This is a genomic window from Melaminivora alkalimesophila, from assembly GCF_000282995.1.
Classification (GTDB): domain Bacteria; phylum Pseudomonadota; class Gammaproteobacteria; order Burkholderiales; family Burkholderiaceae_C; genus Melaminivora; species Melaminivora alkalimesophila.
This window is the reverse complement of the sequence record NZ_ALEE01000529.1, coordinates 1-347: the sequence shown is the minus strand read 5'-3', so window position 1 is coordinate 347 and position 347 is coordinate 1. Positions and strand designations below refer to the sequence as shown.

Sequence of the window (347 nt, the reverse complement as noted above, 5' to 3'; positions counted from 1 at the left end):
CGGCGACCGCCTGCCGCAGTTGCCCGGCAGCCTGGGCCTGCAGCGCGAGGCCAGCCGCGCCTCGGCCAGCGTCTCGCTGCTGTGGCCGATCTATGTCGGCGGCCTGGGCGACGCAGTGCGCGGCGAGCTCGATGCGCTGGCCGAGGAAGCCGAGGCCGACGCCAGCGCGACCCGGGACAGCCAGCAGACGCTGCTGGTGCAGCGCTACTTCGGCGCACAGTTGGCGGCGCGCGCGGCCGCGCTGCGCGCCGAGGCGCTGGCGGGCGTGCAGGAACACGCGGATGCGGCCGAGCGCATGCTGCGTGCGGGCGTGATTTCCGAGCTGGAGCGCCTGCAGGCGCAGGCGG

Annotated in this window: 1 protein-coding gene; it reads left to right on the top strand. The window is 76.1% G+C overall.

The window, feature by feature from the left end:
- Positions 1-347, top strand: a 347-nt coding sequence (locus A612_RS10295; protein WP_040436592.1) for a TolC family protein, incomplete at both ends; no start/stop codon positions are given.